The sequence below is a fragment of the Leucothrix mucor DSM 2157 genome (assembly GCF_000419525.1).
GTDB lineage: Bacteria > Pseudomonadota > Gammaproteobacteria > Thiotrichales > Thiotrichaceae > Leucothrix > Leucothrix mucor.
Map to the genome: position 1 here is coordinate 4,143,721 of NZ_ATTE01000001.1, position 16,763 is coordinate 4,160,483.

Annotated in this window: 20 protein-coding genes; 11 read left to right on the forward strand and 9 right to left on the reverse strand. The window is 47.2% G+C overall.

Annotated elements, in window-relative coordinates; translation table 11 throughout:
* Positions 1-13: 13 nt before the first annotated feature.
* The 4 genes from LEUMU_RS0118840 to LEUMU_RS0118850 form a co-directional block, all read right to left on the reverse strand.
* Positions 14-217: a hypothetical protein gene (locus LEUMU_RS0118840; protein WP_022953859.1), complete on the reverse strand. Its 204-nt coding sequence runs from the start codon at positions 215-217 to the stop codon at positions 14-16.
* A gap of 33 nt (positions 218-250) precedes the next feature.
* Positions 251-532: an RtcB family protein gene (locus LEUMU_RS29440; protein ID WP_051156069.1), complete on the reverse strand. Its 282-nt coding sequence runs from the start codon at positions 530-532 to the stop codon at positions 251-253.
* Positions 533-549: 17 nt separating this feature from the next.
* Positions 550-1,044 (reverse strand): RtcB family protein, encoded by a 495-nt coding sequence (locus tag LEUMU_RS29445; protein ID WP_051156070.1) that lies wholly within the window; start codon positions 1,042-1,044, stop codon positions 550-552.
* A gap of 287 nt (positions 1,045-1,331) precedes the next feature.
* Positions 1,332-2,318 (reverse strand): SGNH/GDSL hydrolase family protein, encoded by a 987-nt coding sequence (locus LEUMU_RS0118850; protein WP_022953860.1) that lies wholly within the window; start codon positions 2,316-2,318, stop codon positions 1,332-1,334.
* A gap of 258 nt (positions 2,319-2,576) precedes the next feature.
* Between LEUMU_RS0118850 and LEUMU_RS0118855 the strand changes: the two genes are divergently transcribed.
* A complete protein-coding gene (locus tag LEUMU_RS0118855) occupies positions 2,577-2,888 on the forward strand; it encodes a phasin family protein (RefSeq protein ID WP_022953861.1) in 312 nt (103 codons plus the stop codon).
* A gap of 29 nt (positions 2,889-2,917) precedes the next feature.
* Complete coding sequence (locus LEUMU_RS0118860; protein ID WP_022953862.1) at positions 2,918-3,370, forward strand: phasin family protein; 453 nt, start codon at positions 2,918-2,920, stop codon at positions 3,368-3,370.
* A 226-nt stretch (positions 3,371-3,596) separates the two neighbouring features.
* Here the strand turns inward: LEUMU_RS0118860 and LEUMU_RS26840 are convergent.
* A protein-coding gene (locus tag LEUMU_RS26840) for an IS1182 family transposase (protein ID WP_245570708.1) occupies positions 3,597-4,939 on the reverse strand; the annotation gives its coding sequence in 2 pieces (ribosomal slippage) (positions 3,597-4,198 and positions 4,198-4,939; 1,344 coding nt in all).
* A gap of 230 nt (positions 4,940-5,169) precedes the next feature.
* Entirely contained in the window at positions 5,170-5,376 is a 207-nt protein-coding gene (locus tag LEUMU_RS0118870; RefSeq protein WP_022953863.1) for a hypothetical protein, read from the reverse strand.
* A 215-nt stretch (positions 5,377-5,591) separates the two neighbouring features.
* On the opposite strand from LEUMU_RS0118870, the gene LEUMU_RS0118875 reads away from it, so the two are divergent.
* The 6 genes from LEUMU_RS0118875 (at position 5,592) to LEUMU_RS0118900 (ending at position 10,042) form a co-directional block, all read left to right on the forward strand.
* Positions 5,592-5,954, forward strand: coding sequence for a hypothetical protein (locus tag LEUMU_RS0118875; protein ID WP_022953864.1), 363 nt, complete (start codon positions 5,592-5,594; stop codon positions 5,952-5,954).
* The gene (locus tag LEUMU_RS26845; RefSeq protein ID WP_022953865.1) at positions 5,954-6,523 is read left to right on the forward strand and encodes a nuclear transport factor 2 family protein; all 570 of its coding nucleotides are present in this window, start codon (positions 5,954-5,956) and stop codon (positions 6,521-6,523) included. The genes LEUMU_RS0118875 and LEUMU_RS26845 overlap by 1 nt, the downstream gene beginning before the upstream one ends.
* A gap of 152 nt (positions 6,524-6,675) precedes the next feature.
* Positions 6,676-7,206, forward strand: a complete 531-nt coding sequence (locus LEUMU_RS0118885) for a cytochrome b (RefSeq protein ID WP_022953866.1) — start codon at positions 6,676-6,678, stop codon at positions 7,204-7,206.
* Positions 7,207-7,312: 106 nt separating this feature from the next.
* Complete coding sequence (locus LEUMU_RS0118890; protein ID WP_022953867.1) at positions 7,313-8,161, forward strand: endo alpha-1,4 polygalactosaminidase; 849 nt, start codon at positions 7,313-7,315, stop codon at positions 8,159-8,161.
* A gap of 108 nt (positions 8,162-8,269) precedes the next feature.
* Entirely contained in the window at positions 8,270-9,043 is a 774-nt protein-coding gene (locus LEUMU_RS29385) for a VF530 family DNA-binding protein (RefSeq protein ID WP_022953868.1), read from the forward strand.
* A gap of 66 nt (positions 9,044-9,109) precedes the next feature.
* The gene (locus tag LEUMU_RS0118900; RefSeq protein WP_022953869.1) at positions 9,110-10,042 is read left to right on the forward strand and encodes an AEC family transporter; all 933 of its coding nucleotides are present in this window, start codon (positions 9,110-9,112) and stop codon (positions 10,040-10,042) included.
* 151 nt (positions 10,043-10,193) lie between these two features.
* Here LEUMU_RS0118900 and LEUMU_RS0118905 read toward each other — a convergent pair whose 3' ends face one another.
* The 3 genes from LEUMU_RS0118905 to ahpC form a co-directional block, all read right to left on the reverse strand.
* Positions 10,194-11,240: a Gfo/Idh/MocA family protein gene (locus LEUMU_RS0118905; protein ID WP_022953870.1), complete on the reverse strand. Its 1,047-nt coding sequence runs from the start codon at positions 11,238-11,240 to the stop codon at positions 10,194-10,196.
* A gap of 172 nt (positions 11,241-11,412) precedes the next feature.
* Positions 11,413-13,014 (reverse strand): alkyl hydroperoxide reductase subunit F, encoded by a 1,602-nt coding sequence (gene ahpF, locus LEUMU_RS0118910; RefSeq protein WP_022953871.1) that lies wholly within the window; start codon positions 13,012-13,014, stop codon positions 11,413-11,415.
* Between the two features lie 90 nt (positions 13,015-13,104).
* The gene (gene ahpC / locus LEUMU_RS0118915; RefSeq protein ID WP_022953872.1) at positions 13,105-13,668 is read right to left on the reverse strand and encodes an alkyl hydroperoxide reductase subunit C; all 564 of its coding nucleotides are present in this window, start codon (positions 13,666-13,668) and stop codon (positions 13,105-13,107) included.
* Between the two features lie 163 nt (positions 13,669-13,831).
* Between ahpC and oxyR the strand changes: the two genes are divergently transcribed.
* The 3 genes from oxyR (at position 13,832) to LEUMU_RS26860 (ending at position 16,698) form a co-directional block, all read left to right on the forward strand.
* Positions 13,832-14,740, forward strand: a complete 909-nt coding sequence (oxyR, locus tag LEUMU_RS26855) for a DNA-binding transcriptional regulator OxyR (protein WP_022953873.1) — start codon at positions 13,832-13,834, stop codon at positions 14,738-14,740.
* 88 nt (positions 14,741-14,828) lie between these two features.
* Positions 14,829-15,461, forward strand: a complete 633-nt coding sequence (locus LEUMU_RS0118925; RefSeq protein WP_022953874.1) for a hypothetical protein — start codon at positions 14,829-14,831, stop codon at positions 15,459-15,461.
* A gap of 379 nt (positions 15,462-15,840) precedes the next feature.
* Entirely contained in the window at positions 15,841-16,698 is an 858-nt protein-coding gene (locus tag LEUMU_RS26860) for a formate/nitrite transporter family protein (protein WP_022953875.1), read from the forward strand.
* Positions 16,699-16,763: the final 65 nt, after the last annotated feature.

A 16,763-nucleotide genomic window follows, 5' to 3' on the forward strand; every position in this document is an offset into this window, starting at 1 on the left:
TGGTTTTTATAGCTTATAACGAAAGTGGGGCGGGGCGTAAATGGCAGATAAAATCAAGGCCGGACAATCCGGCCTCAACCTTGGACACAAGCTGCTTGAGCTTCTGCTTTCCTTGTTGCCGTTCACCAGAACGACTTTTTTCATGAATGCCGCCTTTGCGCATAATGGGCGCCATGGCGACGGGATTGCGCGGCTTATGCCGCTTTGCTTTGGCCATAATAAACCTCCTTTAAGGTGTTAATTGGCTGGTTTAACCTTTCACGCAGACTACTTGCTTTAAGGTGTGAACCACCTCAACCAAGTCTGACTGATTAGCCATTACGGCATCGATATCTTTATAAGCGCCGGGGATTTCATCCATGACACCTTTGTCCTTTCGACATTCAACACCATCCGTTTGTTTCATCAAATCATCTGCATTAAACATTTTTTTCGCTTTGCTGCGACTCATTAAGCGGCCTGCACCGTGAGAGCAGGAGCAGAACGAAGTCTCATTACCCAGTCCGCGCACGATAAACGATTTCGCGCCCATGCTTCCCGGAATAATGCCTAACTCACCGTCATACCACCGAGTGTGCCAAGCTGTTTACCCCAAGCATGATGAAAGTGCTTCATCATTTTAGTGAGGCCGGGGTGCTTATCGATAATGGGCTTTAGCCCACTATCCATTTGCTTAAGCGTGGAGGCTTTAACTGCATTGTATTTATGCGAATCAAAACCTACCGGCACATTGCTTTCAATCGCGCTGCGCACTTGTCGTAGGCTATCGGGTAGCTGATGAGCTTTCAGCGATAAACGAATCGCATTCATGCCACAACCAATATCCACACCGACTGCAGCAGGAATGATGGCACCTTTAGTTGGTATCACCGAACCAACCGTGGCGCCAATCCCAACATGCACATCCGGCATGGCCGCAATGTGGCTATGAATAAATGGCAGCTGAGATAAAGCACCCAGCTGGTCGAGTGATCCACTATCGAACTCGTCGGTATAAATTTTTACCGGAACATTGCCCTTATTGAGCGTAAATTTAACAGGCATAACTGACCCTTATTTTCTTTTTATCCGGATACAAAAAAGCCCCGGAGACAGAGTCATCCGAGGCTTAATACATGCAACTACTGTTAGCGCATTGATTGCTGGATGACGGTATTTCGTCTCCCGGCAGTCAAGCGGGAGATCAGTTGATTGGATTGAGTCCTGATTGGTGCATGTATATATCTCCTGAATTGGGTGTGTAATCACGTTGAGCCAGTATCGGCTTCGGTCATTGTAGTGAAGCGTAAGTTAAAATCAAGCCTATCGATATAAGTAAGTTTGAACAGTGTTTAATTACCATTCCATATTGCTTGCAATGCGGCGACATAATCATGCGATAACAAGGTTAAATGATCGCTGCCGTAGTGCTTCGGCGCGACAGAGGAGTCAATAATAATTGGCATCGCGCCCAATGCTTGGATCTTATTGATCAGCGCTTGCATGTTTTGCTTGTAGGTCGCTGCTGATATCGATTGCCAGTAGTCATTGGTGCCGGTAATGATCCAAACGAAGTCTGCTGCATACGCTGTAACTTCACTATCAAAGGCATCCAGTAAGTTGGTGCTGGTTCTTCCGCCAACGCCCAGATTGGTTATTTGCGCATTACTGAGTCGCTCATCCAAGCGATCGCGAATGGTGCCATGGCTAAACCAACTATCACCAAACAACACATGCTTACCGAAGTTGAGGTTGCCATAGCCAATGCGTCGCACTGCGTAATCCGCTATTGCTTGAGAGCCTCGGTAGTTCGCATGCGAAGGGTCGTCATAGAAATTCCATGCTGACTCGCCGGCCCATACATTAGAGGTTAGTTCGGCATTGAGCGTAATTTGGTCATTATTAATCGCCTGAATTTGTGCAGTGTAGTACTGGTTATCACTGCCGCGATAGGTGATCAGCTGATTCTCTAATAAGCCCGTTGTGTTATCCAGAGTGATCGTCTTGCTGCCGGCGTAAGCATTGCTACTGACTTCAAGTGGTAAGTAGCCACCGGTCTCTTCCCAAATATGTGATTGCCCATAAAGTAACCCGTAGTGCATATCCACTTTATGCCAATCAGCTGTTTGCGGCGCTGTCACAACCGGTACGCTTGGCGTTGGCGTTGGCGTTGGCGTTGGCGTTGGCGTTGGCGTTGATGTGCTGGGTGAGGCCTGAGTGGTTGCCGTAACAGATACCGGAGTGCTAGTACCGGACGAGCTTGATGATGACGAACTACCGCAGCCTGATAGCGCCAGTAATGAGATCAAAATAATCGGGAGGGATAACAGTAATTTCATATTGAGGGGGCATTATTATTTAGTTATCGGGTTAGTGTATCAGCCAGCAAGTTTTCGATAAGTTTTGTGTATGGGTTTGCGTTGAGCGGGTTTATTTTCTCGATAAAGGGTGGGTTAATTAAATTTAATGTCAGCCATCAACTAATATATGTTGCGGCGCAGCATCTCCGTTGCTATATTAATTTCACTTGCTGCACTGCAGCACTAACTGATGATCAGTTAGTAAGAATTGTTTAATTTATATAGAGGCACCACGCCATGACACAAGTATTTGATTTTGAAAAAGCATTAGCTCCTTCTAAGGCAATGGCTGCATTAGCAATCGAGAAGACAGAGAGCCTGATGGCTTTGAACATGCAACTGATGAACAAGTACAGCGCGATGACTCTGGCGAATGCAAAAGCGGCTATGGAAATTAAAGACGCTGATGCAGCAAAAGAATATTTCACTAAGCAAGGCGATGTTGCTAAGAACCTGATGGATAGCTTGGTTGAAGACAGCAAAGCGGTTGCTAAGATCGGTAGTGAGTACACTGCTGAAGTTCAAAAGCTGGTTTCTAAAGCCGCTTAATTTTTGTTAGTTGACCGAGGGATATAGAAATGATGCAAGCATTTGATTTTGAAAAAGCAATGGCTCCTTCTAAGGCGCTGACCGCACTGTCAATCCAAAAGACAGAGAGCCTGATCGCTCTGAACACACAGCTGATGCATAAGTACAGCGCAATGAGCATTGCCAATGCAAAAGCGGCGATTGAGCTGAAAGACGCTGACGGCGTTAAAGCTTACTTCGAGAAGCAAGCTGATGTTGTTAAAGAAGTAATGGAAAGCTTGGCTGAAGATGGCAAAGCGATTGCAAAGATTGGCGAAGAGTACGCAACTGAAGTTAAGAAGCTAGTGACTGATGCAAGTCAGGAAGTCGTTGCTGCTACTAAAGAAGCGGTTGCTTCAAGTCAGGAAGCATTAGCTGCTCCGGCTGCAAAGCCAGTTGCTAAAGCGGCTCCAGCGAAGGCTGCACCTGCTGCTAAAGCTGCGACAACTAAGAAAGCTTCTTAAGTTTTAACTTAAGCGCTTATGAAAAAGGCTGCATTTATTGCAGCCCAGACTGCTGATAAACCCCAATACTTTTTTGGGGTTTATTGGTTTTTAAGGGTAATCGGCAACCTTATAGCTTTTCTCTCATCATTTAAAAATCAAGTCCGTCATTGCAACGAGAAGATCTACTGAGGGGCTCAGGCTCATCCCTTGCACTTTATCATCCAATAAATACGTTGAACTGAGCCTATTTTCCCATCAACGCAATCTTTTTCATATTTTTAGCCGCAGCAACCATTAAACATTGCGCCTGTACTTTACTTCGCCCTCTAAATTGAGCATAGCGATAACCATGAAGCTGCTTTGCATCCGCAAAACTACGCTCAACGGTCTCTTTTCTTCTGACATAAATAGCTTTTCCCTCGTTCGTTAAACGATGCTGATTGATGCGTTCTTTACTGTCCTCCCAGACATGGCGAGTGATTGTTTTGACATGATTGGCACTGCGTGTGCACTTTTCCCTGCTGGCACACGTAGCGCAATGACCTGGATCAGATTGGTAATGACGATAGCCTTCCCGACTGGTTGTTGCATACTCTAATACCTGACCCTCCGGACACGTGTAGTGGTTTTCTGATGCGTCATAGCGATACTCGCGCTTGTAAAAATACCCCTTTCTATGGGTTGGCCGACGGTAGCCTATGACAGCATAAATCTGACGAGCCTCTAAGCCTTTACAGATCGCTGCGGTGAAGTAGCCCGCGTCTAAACCAACGGATTCAATAGCAAAACCAAAGCGCTCTTTTTGCCTTTTCAAGCGATCCAGATAAGGAACGGCGTCATGCAATTACCTGCCGTTACATGCACATCGGTAATGATATTACAGCGACTGTCTACGCTACGATGATCCAGGTAAAAGAAGCCTTTTGGTTTGCCATCACGCACCATATAGCCACTATCAGCGTCTGTGGTGCTTTGCTTAATTTCTCGCTCAGCTGCTGACTTTTTGACGGCGGGTAAAGGCTTTTTCCCATGATGAATACGATCCTCCCTGACCGCTTCGTCTAAATCATCCAGGTAAGCTTGTCGTTCTTGTTGCACAAGGACTTTACAGTGCTTATTTTTATTCGCATTGGCTTTTAAATGAGTGGAGTCGGTATAGAGCATCCGGCCACTCACCATCCGCTTCTTCATGGCTTGTTCAACAATATTGTCGAAGATATTCTGGTACACATCAGACTCATTAAATCGGCGTATCCGGTTTTGACTCAATGTCGACGCATTCGGTACTTTGTCGGTCAGGCTTAAGCCTAAGAACCAACGGTAAGCAACATTAACTTGCACTTCACGAATCAGTTGGCGTTCACTGCGGACGCCAAATAAATAGCCGATAAAGAGTAGCTTGAACAGAAGTGTTGGATCTAATGCTGGGCGACCGTTGTCTTGGCAGTAAAGGTGTTTGACGAGAGGATGGATGAAGGTGAAATCGACGCTGGTATCGATCTTACGCAGTAAATGATCGGTGGGGACGAGTTGGTCTATGCAGACAAACTCGAGTTCAGATTGGGTTTGAGGTCGGTTTTTTAACATTCCCCATTATGAAAAAGCGCCAGCCAAATGGCTAGAGCTTTGTCAGCAGTCTGAGGCTGCATTTATTGCAGCCTTTTTTTATTCTTGTATAAATCGTTTGCGGGATATCTAGTAATTGTAACTTCGGTGGTTTTTTAAGTTGGGCGTTAATGGCAGTTGAGTGATGATAGGATAAGCGCGGCGCTTTCTCCAGTACTGCCATAGCTTCTGAAATATTTTTAGAGCTGGAATTAGGTTATCCGAAACCTGCCGCGATTGCCCGCCTCATAAAACGAGCTTTGAATCACGGTGGCCTTTGTATCCATATCTGCATACTTTTCGACATCATCAAGATAGGCTGTGATCAGGCTTTCGTAAATGCTCTTTGGGTATGCCAGATTTTTCGATTCAGCATAGTGCTGAGCCACTTCGAGCATTTTACCAATTTGATAGGACAATCTTCACCAACCCATCAATCTCGCTCATAATGTTTATGAGTCTCGGACTGTTTTTCCCCGCCTAAATAGCGAATAAGCTCATCCCCATTCAATAGAATCTGATATTTCCCTCGGTACCTCTACCCATTTTTCAAATGCTGGAACCGTTCTTTCATACCGGTACATTAACTTATGCGGACAATATGAATATGGCGGACACACACGAGTAAACGATTATGAAAAAAATATTCAAAGCCACGTTGTCCACCGTTGTTATGGCAAGCTCCATCGCCCTAGTACCAGTATCCGCTCAGGCGGCAGAAGTCTGCGCACAGGACATCTCCTATATTTCGGATAGAGGACAAGACAGTCGGGAGCGCTCACTCGCTGTGTTACAAGCTGGATTCAAAGCAGGCGCTGCCAAGGACTTTAAAGGGTTTATGGCTATCGCCTCCGATTCTTACGTCCAACATAGCCCTGATTTAGCGGATGGGTGGGAGCCGGTCTGGGGCTTATTGACTAATAGACCGGAAGGCTTCTCTTCAAAACTAAAACCTGGCTTGGTCCACATGGGTTCCTCGATAACGGCAGTTTTCTGATGATGTTTAGAGAAGTAAACCGTGGCGATGGAACGGGCCCTAGCAAAATTGTAGATTTGATGCGTTTTGATAGTGATGGAAAATATTCCGAGCATTGGGATATCCGCCAAGCACTCTCTGAAAAAACTGTATCGGGTCACTCTGAGACTGAGGCTCACTCTAAATTCACAGACAGCCCAGTTAACTACACGCAAAAAGAAGAAGAGGCGAACAAAAAAACGGTCACTAATTTTCTGAATATGGCTTTCAACGGTGGCGAAATAGATCAGGCACTGGAGAAGTATGTGCACGAAGATTATGTGCAGCATAACCCTTTGATTGCCGATGGAAAAACAGCGGTTTCGGCCGCTTTTGCCAGCGGTAAAATGCCTTCGTTTTGCTATGATATAAAATATGTCGTCGCTCAGAATGATCTTGTTGTGGCGTATTCAAAAGTGACTTCCGATCAAGGTATTTCTGCTGTCGTGGATATTTTACGGGTGCGTGACGGCAAGCTGGTTGAGCATTGGGATGTGGTTGAGTCGGTGCCTGCAGATGAGGATATGCCTCATACCAATGGTATGTTTTAACTAAATCAAACAGCTCCCTCTCTAATTGTGATTACAAAGAGAGGGTGTTTCTACACATTGTATTTACATAGCTTTACAGCCCAACCCATCGAAAACATTTGGCCAAACCGTCATAATTCACCTAACGATTAAATCTTTAGGTATTACGCGTCATGAGCCAATCATTATCAAAACCAACCATTGCCCTTCACTGGCTAACCGGCCTGTTGTTTATCGGTGTGTTAGGTCTGGGTCTTTATATCGAAGACCTCGCACGAAGCCCTGAAAAATTCGAGCTACTAGCCACTCATAAGTCCTTGGGTATTATTGTATTTGCCATTGCCGTTGTCAGATTACTCTGGCGCTTTAAAGAAGGCCCGATTAGTAGTATTGGCGTGATGCCTAAGTGGCAAGCAATCATGGCTAAAGGAATCCACTACCTGTTACTCATCGCCACCTTATCGATGCCGTTGTCTGGAATCATTATGACGATTGGTGGCGGTAGAGCGCTGGAGTTTTTTGGTATCCAATTACTGGCAGCTGGTGAGAAAATTGAGTGGATGTCTGGCCTAGGTCACTTTGTTCACGTGCAATCGGTTAACCTGATTATTCTGGCGCTGTTATTACACGTTGCTGGCGCGCTGAAGCATCAGTTCATCGACAAAGACGGCACACTAAGCCGTATGCTTGGTCGCAAGGTATAACAGCGGCGAGCAAATCGTTTAGGCTGAGATTCAATTCATGGCATGGTGTTTAACAGCATCATGCCATTTTTATTTGCCAGAGCCTTGAAAGATAATGAAAAAAACAATGCACAAGTCGTGCCTATCGCTATTAGCTTTGCTGTTCACAGTTACTGCGTGTAATGCTGATAGCACGAGTGAGCAGACTACCACAGCCCAACAAAACACTCAGGCTCAAACTGCTGACGGCAATTGGTACCGCCCCAGCGCCGGTATTAGCTGGCAATGGCAGTTATCCGACACGGTTAATACGAGCTATGATGTTGATCTCTATGACATTGACCTGTTCGACTCTTCCCCCGAATTAATCAAATCACTTCAGTCGCAAGGCCGCAAAGTCATCTGCTACTTCTCTGCGGGCTCTTATGAGCAATGGCGCGAGGATGCTAAAGACTTTCAAAGCTCAGAGTTGGGCAAGCCACTAGATGGCTGGGATGAGGAGCGCTGGTTGGATATCCGCTCGGCGAATGTCTCTGCCATCATGGCGCGTCGGATGGATTTAGCCGCTGAAAAAGGCTGCGATGGCGTAGAGCCTGATAATGTAGATGGCTACACAAATGAGTCTGGCTTTAAACTGAGCGCTGCCGATCAGCTAAGCTTCAATCGTCAATTAGCCAACGCGGCACATGAGCGAGGCTTATCGGTTGGCCTTAAAAATGATCTGGTCCAAGTGCCAGAGCTTGTGGCGCATTTTGACTTTGCTGTGAATGAGCAGTGCTTTGAATACTCCGAATGCGAGGCACTTAGCCCCTTTATTAAAGCCGGAAAGCCGGTGTTAAATGCAGAATATCAAACGCAATATGTAAACGATGCCGCTGCCAGAAAAGCCATGTGCCAGCAGGCCTCATCGCTAGGCCTTAGCAGTTTGGTATTACCGCCGGATTTGGATGATTCATTTCGTTTGAGCTGTTTATAGGCTAGGGATTTGACTGGCAGCCCCGTAGAAAATCAGCAGGGATGTTACAGTGTTATCACTTAGGTAAGGTATACTGCCCCCATTATCTTACCGCGTCCGGATACTCTTATGACTGATGAACTCGACTACTCGAACAACCCCTTACATGGCGTTGGTTTGAAGAGCATGCTGACCGAATTGGTCGACCATTACGGTTTTGAAATTCTATATGCCTACTTGAATATCAATTGTTTCAAAACCAATCCCAGTATTGCTTCCAGTGCCAAGTTCCTGAAAAAAACGGATTGGGCGCGTGAAAAAGTAGAATTGTTTTATCTCTATCAATTTAAAAATCTGCCTAAGGTTTCCTCTGAGCAATTTGCCTTGCCGCCCAGAGAGCGTATCGTTCCGTCGCATCAAAAGCCGCGCGAGCCTGCGGAGTTAAGTCTGGAAGATGCTGCCATCGTGAATGAAAAGCGTGCCAAGAAAGCCGCCGACCGCGATCAGAATACGGGCGCACGTCGTGGTTCCAGCCGAGCTTACAATGAGCAGCGTAATGCCGGCTTCACCAAGTCGCCTCGCAAGAGTGATCCTTGGTGGGATGACAAAAAATCGTCTTCAGATTCGCGCAAAGCCGCTGATCCTTGGGGAAACTGGAAAGGCGAGAAAGAATCTTCAAGAGATGCAGATGAGCCTGCTACCACCAAAACCAACGTTGATCCTTGGGGTAGCCGGAAAGAGGATAAGGCTTCTTCAAATGATGAAAGCGATGCGGTTGTGGCTAAAGCCAAAGTTGATCCTTGGGGCAGTCAGAAAGCGGATAAGGTTTCTTCCAATGACGAAAGTGACTCCACTGAGACTAAAACTAAAGTCGATCCATGGGGTAACTGGAAGGATAAATAATCCAGCCTTTTAGCCATACAACGCTCATGACTTAAGCGCAGGTCAAACCCGATCAGGAAATAACACATGCTCCAGATTTTAGAAATTGTACTGCCAGTATTTTTAGTGATTGGCAGCGGTTATCTGGCCGCATATTTTAAGCTTTTCAGCGCCGCTCAAGCCTCGGCACTCATGCGTTTTGCCACGCAGTTAGCGATTCCCTGTTTGCTGTTTATGGCAATTGTTCGTTTGGATTTGGGTAAGGAATTCAAGTTTGAGATTTTAGCGCCGTTTTATATTGGCGCGGTATGTAGCTTCGGCTTGGTCTGGCTGGGAGCAGGGCTTATCTTTAAGCATAATCCGGGTGTGCGGGTAGCCATTGGCTTTGCCGGTTTGTTTTCCAATTTGGTGTTAATTGGTCTGGCGATTATCGAGCTAGCCTATGGCGCTGCAGCCTTAAAAGTGGCGTTTGCTATTGTCGCGATGCATGCCCCATTTTGCTACATCCTCGGGATTACCGCGATGGAGTTCTCGCGGGCTGATGGTTTGGGCTTAGCCGAGACCCTGAGGCGAGTTTTCAAACAGGTATTTTCCAACACATTGATGCTTGGCATTATGTTGGGCTTTATTGTAAACCTCACGCATCTCCCTGTTCCCGGACCATTGGAAACCGCCTTAGATTTATTTGCCCGTGCGGCGTTGCCGGTAGCGCTATTTGGGTTGGGTGCAATGCTGATGAGTTACCGCTTGCGCTCAGGTTTAGGCGAGGTGGGAATGATCACAGTGGGCATGCTGATCGTGCATCCGCTGGTAGCATATGTAATCGGTCATTTTGTATTTAACCTGCCGCCAGAGCTGCTGAACCCAATCGTGGTGTTAGCCGCTATGCCACCGGGAATGAATGTGTATATCTTTGCGGAGATGTATAACCGCGCGCAGGGGATTGCAGCTTCCTCGGTGTTGGTATCGACGGTGCTATCCGTTGTCACCATTTCAATTTGGTTGGCGATTTTAGGGTAATTAACGAAAGTATTTAGCAGCCAGTGCAATCACTAAGATCACACTGGCTGCAGTTATGCAGTTATGCAGTTATGCAGTTATGCAGTTATGCAGTTATGCAGTTATGCAGTTATGCAGTTATGCAGTTATGCAGTTATGCACTACGCCAAACCTATACTTCGACCGCCGCTCTAGCATTCGATGAAGCCACCAACGCCTCAATCAACTGATGCACTTTTAACGACTCTCGCCCACTAGCTAATGGCTCGCGCTTTTCAATTAACGACTCTGCAAAATCCTTAATCATGGTGCCATGCCAGCTTGACCCAAATGCCATGGGGTTGGCTCCGCTGCCAGTGGCCGTATCTTCGCCAAACTCTTCACTGCGCCCATCGCGCCAGTTCAACTTGCATAATCCGCGAGTAATCTCCGCAACCGCATGATCAAAGTGCAGGGTGATTGACTCTGAGTTTCCGGGGAAGCTGGCCGTGGTTGCCATCAGCGAGCCAATCGCGCCATTTTTAAAAGTCAGGCCAGCGCTAACAAAATCTTCAGCTTCCATCTCATGAAAGGCGGAGGTGCGACACATGGCCTGCACTTCGCTCACTTCACCTGTCAGGCTAATCATCAAATCCAATACGTGAATGGCTTGTGTCATTAATACGCCGCCACCATCGCGGGCATAGGTGCCACGGCCAGGCTCGTCGTAATAGGCTTGATCACGCCACCAAGGGATGTACACATTCACCATGCCAAGCTTACCTAATTCGCCCGCTTGGATTTTTTGCCTGAGGGTGCTGGAGCTACCGCCAGCGCGATGCTGAAAAACAATACCCAGTGGCGTGTCGCGTGCTTCACACATCGAAACAATCACTTCAGCAGCGGCATAACTGCGCTCAATCGGCTTTTCCATCAGCATGGGTAAACCCGCTTCGGTAAAGGCTTCGACGATGGCTAAGCGGGCATTTGGTGGGGTGAGAATAATCGCAAAATCTAAGTCAGTATCTGCAGCAATCGCGTCAATCGAAGAATAAACCTCACAGCCGTAGCCACAGGTCTCTTCAACTTTATGGGTGTATGCCTGTGCTGCATCCTGATTGCGGGTGTAAACACCTTTGAGGTGGACGATATCTTGCAAATTAGCAATGGCTTGCAGATGAGTATCTGCGACCATGCCGAGTCCAATCAATACGGTGTTTAGTGGTTTGGTAGTGCCCATTCTATTCCTCCGAAGTACTTCGATTGCTGATTACACAGTTAAGTGACCTCGCACACTCTAAGCATTGAGAATAAATAGCGCTACCCTTTGGCTAAATTTCAAACGAAAAAAAAGCCGGCCCAACGCTGCTAAATGATTAGCAAACATCGGGCCGGCTTTTTCAGGAGAGGCTTTAAGCGGCCTTAGTTTCCTTTTCCTTTTCCTCAGCCGGTGCTGAGCTACGGATCATGTAGTCAAATGCGCCCAGTGCTGCAGTCGAACCAGCACCCATCGCGATGATGATCTGCTTAAACGGAACAGTCGTTGCATCACCAGCCGCAAATACGCCCGGTACATTGGTTTCGCCTTTGCTACCAATCACGATTTCACCGTGTTTGCTAAGCTCAACGCTGCCCTTCAGGAACTCTGTGTTAGGTACTAAACCAATCTGTACAAACACACCTCCCAGCTCAACCGTGTGAGACTCGTTGGTGTTGCGGTCGGTATACGTCAATCCGGAAACCTTCTCGCCGTTACCGTTAATTTCAGTCGTCATCGCGCTACTAATGATCGTGATATTCGGTAGAGACTCGGCTTTGCGAATCAGTACCGCATCGGCACGTAGCGTATCAGCAAACTCCAACACCGTGACATGTCCAACAATACCGGCCAAATCAATTGCCGCTTCGATACCGGAGTTACCGCCACCGATAACTGCAACGCGCTTGCCTTTAAACAACGGGCCATCGCAATGCGGGCAGTAAGCAACGCCTTTACCGAGGTATTCTTTTTCACCCGGTACGTTGATTTCTCTCCAACGTGCGCCGGTTGATAAGATCACTGAACGACTTTGTAAGGTTGCACCATTTTCCAGTTCAACAGAAATCAATCCACCGACTTGCTCTGCTGCAATCAACTTGCTGGCAGTTTGGTCGTTCATGATATCCACGTCGTATTCTTTAACATGCTCTTCTAAGTGAGCAACCAGCTTAGGACCTTCGGTTTTCTTCACTGAGATAAAGTTCTCAATGCCGACCGTATCCAATACCTGACCACCAAAACGTGAGGTCACGATACCGGTACGAATGCCTTTACGCGCGGCATAGATTGCAGAGGAAGCACCCGCAGGGCCACCACCGACGACTAATACATCGTATGGCTCTTTTTCATTTAACTTTGCAGCCTGGCGTTTTGCAGCGCCAGTATCAATCTTATTCACAATGCTTGCGAATGTGGTACGCCCTTGAGTGAACATTTCACCATTCAGGAATACCGTTGGTACCGCCATGACTTTGCGTGCTTCTGCTTCTTCAGTGAAGATGCTGCCGTCGATCATGACGTGTGTAATATTGGGGTTAATCACTGCCATTGAGTTCAATGCCTGCACCACGTCCGGGCAGTTTTGGCAGCTCAAGGAAATGAAGGTTTCAAATTTGAATTCGCCTTCCAAGTTGCGCACTTGCTCAATCAGCTCAGGCTCTACCTTCATCGGGTGGCCGCCACTGTGCAAAATGGCCAGAATCAGTGAGGTAAACTCATGACCCATGGGTACGCCAGCAAAACGAATTTGGCTGTCAGTACCAACACCTTGTACTTGTAGGGAAGGTGCGCGTTCTGTGCCGTTTTCGGCGGCAACTTCAAAGCTAATCTTTGGCGATAGTGCCGCCATGTCTCGTCCTAAAGTCTCTAACTCTTTAGACTTTGCGCTATCATCAGCAAAAACACGTAGCGTTACGTCACTCTTAAGGTTAGCAAACGTTTGTTTGAGCTGTTGTTGTATGTTTGTATCTAACATGATTCTTTTCCTAAGAATATCTTTGCTGGATAGTGCCTGCCGCAACAGCTAAGCGCTGCGGCAGGCGACTGACTCATTAACTTGGTTGGCTTAGATCTTGCCAACTAGGTCTAATGATGGAGCTAATGTTTCACCACCTGGCTGCCATGCAGCTGGGCAAACTTCGTCTGGGTGAGCAGCAATGTGCTGAGCAGCCTGTACTTTACGAACCAATTCTTTAGCAGAACGGCCAATGCCCAGATCATGAATTTCAGCGATTTTGATTTCGCCTTCTGGGTTGATTACGAAAGTACCACGCAGTGCCAGACCATCTTCTTCGATCATCACGTCAAAGTTACGAGTGATCTTGCCTGTTGGGTCACCGATCATTGGGTAAGTGATCTTGCCGATTGTCTCAGAAGAATCGTGCCATGCTTTGTGAGTGAAGTGAGTATCAGTCGATACTGAGTAAACTTCTACGCCCATTTCTTGCAGCTGTGGGTAAAAATCTGCAAGGTCGCCCAACTCTGTAGGACATACGAACGTGAAATCAGCAGGGTAGAAAAATACGATAGACCACTTGCCTTTCAGGTCTGCATCGCTAACGTCAACGAACTCGCCGTTGTGGTAAGCAGTTGCTGCGAAAGGAGCGATTTTTTGATTGATAATTGCCATGCTTCTAATTCCTGTAAGAGTTAATGGTAAAAGGTAAATCGTTTCAATGGAGAGCATACTAACGGCTCTTAACCAATAGATGAAATAATTTACAACTATCTTTGCGATTGTTTTCATCTATCGAAATCTTTATCATGGCAAGACCTTAATTTGGACGTGCGCGATGATTAAACTTCGAGATTTAGAATATTTGGATGCGATTGAGAAATTCAAGCATTTCGGCAAGGCGGCGGATGCCTGTCATGTCAGCCAGCCAACCCTCAGTGCGCAACTGCGAAAGCTCGAAGAGCAATTAAACCTGACCTTAGTGGAGCGCCATCCGCGCAATGTGATGCTAACTGCTGCCGGTGCTGCACTGGCAGACAAGGCGCGCAAGGTGCTGAATACCGCCAGAGAGTTTGAAGATACTGCCCGCACGCTGGCTGATCCTCTAGCCGGTGATTTACACATTGGTTTGATTCCTACGCTGGCACCATATCTGTTGCCGCACATCACCATGCCGATCGCCCAAGCCTTGCCTCATGTGCATCTGTACCTTTATGAGAAGCAAACCAAAATGCTGCTGCAAGATCTGGATAATGGCGAAATGGATGTGCTGATTTTGCCGTGGCTGGATGATGAGATGAAGCGCTTTGAGCGCTACAAGCTAATGGACGAGGCTTTGGTATTAGCCACGCCACCAAACCATCCACTTTGCGGCAAACCCAATATGCGCTTGTCTGACCTCAAAGATGAAACCATTTTAACGCTGGAAGACGGGCATTGTTTGCGGGACCAAGCGATGGGCTATTGCTTCACTGCCGGTGCCGATGAAGATAAGCGCTTTAAAGCCACCAGCTTGGAAACCTTACGCTATATGGTGGCCAGCGGCTCAGGGATTACCTTATTACCAAAGCTCTCGGTAATTAATCAGCCGGAGTCGCCAGTGATTCGGTATACCGAGTTTGTCGACCCGCAACCCACCCGCGAAATCGTGATCGTGATTCGCAGTAATTACCCAAGAATGGAAGCGGTACGCACCTTGGTTAGCACTATTCGCAAAGCAGTTGAGAACTTAGGTGCCGCAGAATAAGCATTGGCAAATCCACGCAGCGGCGTTCAATAACTCGGACTATACTCATCTTAAGAACGCATTATTTTGATTGCTTAAGGAGTCTTCCATGAATCGAGGAATTCGTTACGCCTGTTGTATCGCGATGCTGCTCGCCAGTGCCTTGCCTGCTCGTGCGACTGTTTCTGAGTATGCTGAGTTTTATGTGCCATATGCTCGCATCCAGAGTGACTATATTTGTTTAAGCCAGCAGTTGATGGAGGCTGAGTTTGGGATTCCGCTGGCCAGTATTTTGACGGGGGTGTTTTCAGAAACCCAAACCCTGCGGCAAAGCATTGGCGGCAGCAATACCTACCAGAACATCAATTTATTAGTCGATGGCAGCGCCAAAATCGCTCCGGTGCTGAACTTCGATCGTTATCATGATAATGGGATTTTTGATTATTCATTCACGCTTGATATGGCGGCGTTTAATACGCTCAATGGTGAGTCAGTAGAGGGCAGACAGAAAACGATAAATACGGCCAAGCTGGCGGTGATTGCGATTATCAAAACCGCTGAGAAAGTACATAAGCCCGGGAAGTTTCGGGTATGGCTGAGGTTTGAAAACTTGCCATCATCCAGTGACTTAAATGGTGAGCCTATCTTTGTAGGAAAAACCGATTGGCCCGGCTGGCCATTTACCGCAGGCAGCCCACTGTATAAAGCGTATGTTGCAGAGCTAATTGATAAAGACTGCTGAATCTTAAAAGGCTGGAGCGAGCCTGAGTTTAAGCTCGCTCCAGCACTTTCCCATATTGGCGCAATGAATCGCACTTCCGTGGTGCAGCTTATCAGAAAATAATCGAAACGCTGGTTAGCAACTCAAATCCACGTATCCCATATCCTCATGTTTTATAATGATATTCAGTGTTTACTTTCTATTTGGCACTGAATTTGCATTAAATTAACTATAAACATGCTGCCATCAACGGCGATGGACTTTGCATGTTGATCACTGCGCATTGCGGCGCAGACTAAAATTTGGGTAACGAAGCCCTGAACCTCGCGGTTAAACAACCGTGCGGCTCAGGGCTTTTTTGTTTTTTGCATCTATGCATTTATTTTCAAGGAGAAACGCCATGTCGTATTTGGAACCCTCAGAATTCGTCACCAAAATGGTCGACCAAGGTGAAGCCAAGGTCTACATGTCTACCAAAGATACTTTAATCCGAGCCTTTATGGCCGGCGCCATTCTCGCATTGGCAGCAGTTTTCGCGATTACGGTAGCCACTAAAACCGGTTCTGCATTGGCCGGAGCGATGTTATTCCCCGTCGGCTTTATTATGTTGTATCTCATGAAGTTTGATCTGCTAACCGGCGTGTTTACCTTAGTGCCATTGGCGTTGCTGGATAAGCGCCCGGGCGTTACGCCAAATCAGGTGCTGCGCAATTGGGGATTGGTGTTTGCCGGTAACTTTGCGGGCGCACTGACCGTGGCCTTTATGGTGTCTTTCATTCTAACGTATGGCTACAACACCGATGGTGGCGAGCTAGCGGCTAAGGTGAGCTCTATTGGTGAGTCGCGTACTTTAGGTTATGCAGCACATGGTGTGGATGGCTGGCTGACCATTTTCATTCGCGGTATGTTGTGTAACTGGATGGTATCCATGGGTGTGGTTGGCGCCATGGTTTCAACTTCGGCGACCGGCAAAATGGCGGCGATGTGGATGCCAATCATGCTGTTCTTCTACATGGGCTTTGAGCACTCCATTGTGAATATGTTCCTGTTCCCATTCTCTATGATCATGGGCGGCGAGTTCACGTTCATGCAGTACATTATTTGGAATGAGCTACCAACGGCGCTGGGTAACTTAGTCGGCGGTTTGGTGTTTGTTGGTCTGCCGTTGTACTACACACACGTTCGTACTAACCCTGAGCGTAAGCTGAAAAACAACGCAGCGTCAGTGGTTAAGCCATCTGCCACTGTGAATCCTTAACGCCTGATCAGGCGATTGTAATGCGTGCCGGCTTATTGCAAGTCGGTGCGCTGTTTGGGTGCTGT

What these genes read in the sequence shown, in the direction of transcription:
- LEUMU_RS0118905 (WP_022953870.1), bottom strand. Translation starts at nt 11,240, where the DNA reads ATGGGCACTACCAAACCACTAAACACCGTATTGATTGGACTCGGCATG.
- ahpF (WP_022953871.1), bottom strand. Translation starts at nt 13,014, where the DNA reads ATGTTAGATACAAACATACAACAACAGCTCAAACAAACGTTTGCTAAC.
- LEUMU_RS0118855 (WP_022953861.1), top strand. Translation starts at nt 2,577, where the DNA reads ATGACACAAGTATTTGATTTTGAAAAAGCATTAGCTCCTTCTAAGGCA.
- LEUMU_RS0118900 (WP_022953869.1), top strand. Translation starts at nt 9,110, where the DNA reads ATGCTCCAGATTTTAGAAATTGTACTGCCAGTATTTTTAGTGATTGGC.
- LEUMU_RS29385 (WP_022953868.1), top strand. Translation starts at nt 8,270, where the DNA reads ATGACTGATGAACTCGACTACTCGAACAACCCCTTACATGGCGTTGGT.
- LEUMU_RS0118925 (WP_022953874.1), top strand. Translation starts at nt 14,829, where the DNA reads ATGAATCGAGGAATTCGTTACGCCTGTTGTATCGCGATGCTGCTCGCC.
- ahpC (WP_022953872.1), bottom strand. Translation starts at nt 13,668, where the DNA reads ATGGCAATTATCAATCAAAAAATCGCTCCTTTCGCAGCAACTGCTTAC.
- LEUMU_RS0118875 (WP_022953864.1), top strand. Translation starts at nt 5,592, where the DNA reads ATGAAAAAAATATTCAAAGCCACGTTGTCCACCGTTGTTATGGCAAGC.
- LEUMU_RS29440 (WP_051156069.1), bottom strand. Translation starts at nt 532, where the DNA reads ATGGGCGCGAAATCGTTTATCGTGCGCGGACTGGGTAATGAGACTTCG.
- LEUMU_RS26860 (WP_022953875.1), top strand. Translation starts at nt 15,841, where the DNA reads ATGTCGTATTTGGAACCCTCAGAATTCGTCACCAAAATGGTCGACCAA.
- LEUMU_RS0118840 (WP_022953859.1), bottom strand. Translation starts at nt 217, where the DNA reads ATGGCCAAAGCAAAGCGGCATAAGCCGCGCAATCCCGTCGCCATGGCG.
- LEUMU_RS0118885 (WP_022953866.1), top strand. Translation starts at nt 6,676, where the DNA reads ATGAGCCAATCATTATCAAAACCAACCATTGCCCTTCACTGGCTAACC.
- LEUMU_RS0118860 (WP_022953862.1), top strand. Translation starts at nt 2,918, where the DNA reads ATGATGCAAGCATTTGATTTTGAAAAAGCAATGGCTCCTTCTAAGGCG.
- LEUMU_RS0118850 (WP_022953860.1), bottom strand. Translation starts at nt 2,318, where the DNA reads ATGAAATTACTGTTATCCCTCCCGATTATTTTGATCTCATTACTGGCG.
- LEUMU_RS26845 (WP_022953865.1), top strand. Translation starts at nt 5,954, where the DNA reads ATGATGTTTAGAGAAGTAAACCGTGGCGATGGAACGGGCCCTAGCAAA.
- LEUMU_RS0118890 (WP_022953867.1), top strand. Translation starts at nt 7,313, where the DNA reads ATGCACAAGTCGTGCCTATCGCTATTAGCTTTGCTGTTCACAGTTACT.
- LEUMU_RS29445 (WP_051156070.1), bottom strand. Translation starts at nt 1,044, where the DNA reads ATGCCTGTTAAATTTACGCTCAATAAGGGCAATGTTCCGGTAAAAATT.
- oxyR (WP_022953873.1), top strand. Translation starts at nt 13,832, where the DNA reads ATGATTAAACTTCGAGATTTAGAATATTTGGATGCGATTGAGAAATTC.